The organism is uncultured Brachyspira sp., assembly GCF_944390845.1.
Taxonomy (GTDB): Bacteria; Spirochaetota; Brachyspiria; order Brachyspirales; family Brachyspiraceae; genus Brachyspira; species Brachyspira pulli.
The window spans coordinates 1-4228 of record NZ_CALXRM010000125.1; the positions used below are offsets into that span (position 1 = coordinate 1).

Annotated in this window: 4 protein-coding genes; all 4 read right to left on the minus strand. The window is 25.0% G+C overall.

Translation table 11 applies throughout. The features are described 5' to 3' along the window. Positions 1-297: 297 nt before the first annotated feature. Positions 298-1344: a toxic anion resistance protein gene (locus Q0K52_RS14600; RefSeq protein WP_367271007.1), complete on the minus strand. Its 1047-nt coding sequence runs from the start codon at positions 1342-1344 to the stop codon at positions 298-300. Positions 1345-1837: 493 nt separating this feature from the next. Beyond that, the gene (locus tag Q0K52_RS14605) at positions 1838-2374 is read right to left on the minus strand and encodes a 5-bromo-4-chloroindolyl phosphate hydrolysis family protein (RefSeq protein ID WP_297300614.1); all 537 of its coding nucleotides are present in this window, start codon (positions 2372-2374) and stop codon (positions 1838-1840) included. Between the two features lie 110 nt (positions 2375-2484). Beyond that, entirely contained in the window at positions 2485-3543 is a 1059-nt protein-coding gene (locus Q0K52_RS14610) for a DNA adenine methylase (protein ID WP_297300615.1), read from the minus strand. After that, positions 3543-3887, minus strand: a complete 345-nt coding sequence (locus tag Q0K52_RS14615; RefSeq protein ID WP_297300616.1) for a hypothetical protein — start codon at positions 3885-3887, stop codon at positions 3543-3545. The genes Q0K52_RS14610 and Q0K52_RS14615 overlap by 1 nt, the downstream gene beginning before the upstream one ends. Positions 3888-4228: the final 341 nt, after the last annotated feature.

Here is a 4228-nt window from a genome sequence, read left to right on the forward strand (position 1 = left end):
GGAATTACAAACGAATACATTCAGCTTTAAATTATGATACACCTATGTTATACTTCAAAAAGATAAGGAATACTTAAATGCAATATGTCTAGCACCCATGCAAAATTTTCAAGTTGTAAATTTTTTATTGTTCTTTTTATTAAAAATCTTATCTAAAAGCACTTCTTTTGGCAAAAGGCAAAGAGAAAAAAGAGCTGTTTACGATTTTGTACTTCTATATAATAGAGATGTTATAATTTCACATTTTCATACGATAATAATACAGCTATACACATGTACAAAACTACAATAGATTTATTAATTTTTTGATATATTTAATATTTTTGCTTTAAGTTCATTTTCTATACTTCTAAGTTCTGCCTCTGCTGCTCTGCGTTTTTCTCTGCCTTCTGTTTGAATTTTCATAACTTCATCTAAAGTAGAAATCAATTGTTCATTAGTATATTTCAATGTTTCTATATCAACAATTCCTCTTTCAGATTCTTCTGCTGTTGTTACAGTAGAAGTTTTAAGCATATCAGCATTCTTTCTCAATAATTCATTAGTAGTATCAGTAACTGCTCTTTGTGCTTTTGCTGCCTCATTAGAATGATGAAGTCCTATAGCTAAAACCATTTGATTCTTCCAAAGAGGTATTGTATTTGTTATAGTTGATTGAATTTTTTCTGACATTATAACATTATTATTCTGAACCAAACGTATTTGAGGTATAGTTTGTACAGAAATAGTTCTTGTAAGCTCTAAATCATGAATTCTTTTTTCAAATCTGTTAGCAAGATCTTTAATATCTCTAGCCATTTGAGCATCTTCAGGAGTATTGCTTGCTAAAGCTTTTGATTCTAATGCTGGTATTTCTGTAGTCATTAAATTATTAAGCTTTTGTTTACCTGCTTGTATATATATATCCAATTCTTTTAAATATTCCAAATTATAATTATACATTTGATCTAAAATACTTATATCTTTAAGTAAAGTTCTTTGATGTCCTTCAAGAACTTTAACTATATTATCAATATTAGTTTCTACATTTGTATATTTAGTTTTTAATTTAGTAAGACTGTTTCCAGCTTTTTTGAAAAATCCGAATAAGCCTTTTCCTTTAGTTTCATTTTCTATATCAAAACCTTTAAGTTCTGTTACAACTTCAGTAATAGCATTTCCAACTTCTCCTAAATCTTTATTCATAACATTACTTAAAGTATTTTCTGAAAACTGAATCATCTTATTTTGAGCTGCTGCCCCATAAGACATTATAGAAACAGAATCTTTTAAATCAATAGAATTTGATAATTCATTTATCTTATTCATTTCTTCCTGTGTAAATTTACCACCTTCTGCAGGCATTTGATTCTGTAATGCTGCACTCAAATTTTGAGGCTGATAATTAGTTACTATTTGCGGATTATAAACTGGCTGAACATCAATAACCTGAGAACCATTCATATTTTGATTAACAGGCATACCATTGTTGTAGTTTGGCTGCTGTCCATTAAATTGACCGCCATTCATGTTTTGCATATTGTTATTAGGCATTCCGTTATTATAATTCGGCTGCTGTCCATTAAATTGACCGCCATTCATGTTTTGCATATTGTTATTAGGCATTCCGTTATTATAATTTGGCTGCTGTCCATTAAATTGACCGCTATTCATGTTTTGCATATTGTTATTAGGCATACCGTTATTGTAATTTGGCTGTTGTCCATTAAATTGGCCGCCATTCATGTTTTGCATATTGTTATTAGGCATACCATTATTATAGTCTGGCTGTTGTCCATTAAATTGATCATTATTTTCCATAAGCTACTCCATTTTATTTATTTTTTATTATTGATTATTAAAAACCATCTTTATCAAGCATGTTTTTTAATACGTCTATATCACTGTTTATATCTATTAATCTATTTTGATTCATTTCTACAAGCATTTTTTTCAATGCTTCATTTAATTTTATTATAACATCTTCTATTTCTTGTGCTGTTTTTTCCATATTAGCATTTTTTACTGGAAAATTACAGAAATCTATATATGAATTAAGCATTTTTATAGCTGTAGGTAAATGATATTCATTTATTTTTTCCAATCTTTTTTCACCCTCTTTATTTGCTTTAGAGTAATTTACCATCTCTTTTAATATATCAATCATCTCTTTTAAAGCAGGTGTTAATTCAGGATCATCTATTTTTTGGTGAAAATCTGATATTCTTTCTATATTTTTTTCTGTCTCTAAAATGATTAAGCTATCCTTATTTGAATAATTATTACTTTTATAAGTATTTTGATTATAATTATTTACATCATCTGCCCTAGGATAATTTCTTTGAACATTCATTCTAAGTTTTTGAAAAATAATATCATCTTCATCTCTTGCCATATATACCTCTGCAATAAAAATAAAACTACAAAAATAAATTAAAGTAAAATATCTTTACTATATCGTAGTATATATTATAAATAATTAACATATTATTTGCAATACTTTTATTAGAAGCATATACAATAATGAAGGTATTCAAAAGTTGTAGATGCGGCATTATATCTATTACTATCAGCTTTAAACCTATTATACTCTTTTACAAATAATCCATATTGTCCCTTATTGGACATTATAGTCTTTATATCATCTAATGACATTAAACCTTCATTGTTATAGCTTAAAAATATATATTTAGTATTTGCCTTACTTATTAAATCTTCAAATGCTCTATAAACATCATTCTTACTGCAATATAATGACCTTATTCTTTCATTTCTTAAACCTGTTTTACCTTTTATTTTGGGATTATCATATTTTGCTATAGTTTCAAGTATATGATAATTATCTGAATATTGTCTTCTATTATATGGAGGATCTAAATATAAAATATCTGTTTTTATATTTTCTATTAGCTTATTTGAATCTGTATTATATACTTGATGTTCTATATCATTAATAAAAAAATCTACTGGATAATAATTAAAAGTTTTTAAAGCAGTTTTCTTTATATCTTTTAAAAATGCTCCGTATACTGATGCCGTATTGGCACATTTATCTATATTTTCAAGCAAACTTGTAAGAAGAAAATAATATTCATTTTCATTAATTTTTTTATTATTAAACCATTCCTCTATTTTTATTCTTATAGCATCACATTTCATAGCATTTTCATCTGAAAAATATATTCTTTGATAATCACTATTCTTAGTTCCGCCTAAAGAATAATTATTATAAATAAAACCTTTAGCATAAGGTATATTATTTAAATATTCGCATACAATTAAATGTTTTTCTTTAATATCTGCTTTTTCAAGATCTTTTATTTCATCATCAAGATTTTTAAAACTTAAATATTTATGATTTTCTATATAATGTTTATTAAGTACATAACTGTAATATTGAATATCATTTGCGATAATTGAAAAATTTTTAGATTTAAAATACCTTCCTACTATTCCAGTACCTGCAAATAAATCACAAAAAGTATTACAATTATTATCTATTATAGACATTATAGACTTGTATAAAAAATCTAATAAAGATAATTTACTTCCTATATAATTCATTAATATTCTACCTCTTTAAATACGATCTCTTTATTAGTAATCTTAAATTCTACATAACTTACATCATAACAATTATTATCTGTAATTTGATTAAATTCTTTTAATACATTTAATAGTTTATTTAATTCAATATCACTTTTTATATATTTACCTATTATTATAGGTTTTATTGAACTAATTCTATTAGGTATATAGTATTGAGAAATCCAATTAATATACCTTTCTAGTTGTTTTGTAATTTTTTTATAGTCTATTTCTTCATCCTTTAATTCTATAGGCATAATAATTCTTTTAGTATTATCATTCTTATTAATTAATGAAATCATTATATCTATACGTTGCATACCTACCCCACAAGAAACTTCATTTCCTATCCATTCTATTGTATAATCTCGAAAATACTCTTTTGGTAATATAGAAGATAAAAATTTAACATTATCAAGGTTTTGTAATATATAAGCTTGAAGATGTACTTCGAATGCTTGTTTCTTATTATATTTATATAATAATCTATCTATTATATTTATTGGTTCTTTTTTCCCAAAATATTGCTTTGTTTCACAACTAATTATATTTACATTATCAAAACTAAAACCAGAATCATTATCTAAAAATTTAGGGGCTGTCCTAGATAACTAAAAAAGCTCCTTTTGTGCTAAATTATATATAATTTCTAATTGTTTTT

Coding starts and splice junctions, on each gene's coding strand:
- Q0K52_RS14600 (WP_367271007.1), bottom strand. CDS start 1,344: ATGCCTGCAGAAGGTGGTAAATTTACACAGGAAGAAATGAATAAGATA.
- Q0K52_RS14605 (WP_297300614.1), bottom strand. CDS start 2,374: ATGGCAAGAGATGAAGATGATATTATTTTTCAAAAACTTAGAATGAAT.
- Q0K52_RS14610 (WP_297300615.1), bottom strand. CDS start 3,543: ATGAATTATATAGGAAGTAAATTATCTTTATTAGATTTTTTATACAAG.
- Q0K52_RS14615 (WP_297300616.1), bottom strand. CDS start 3,887: ATGCAACGTATAGATATAATGATTTCATTAATTAATAAGAATGATAAT.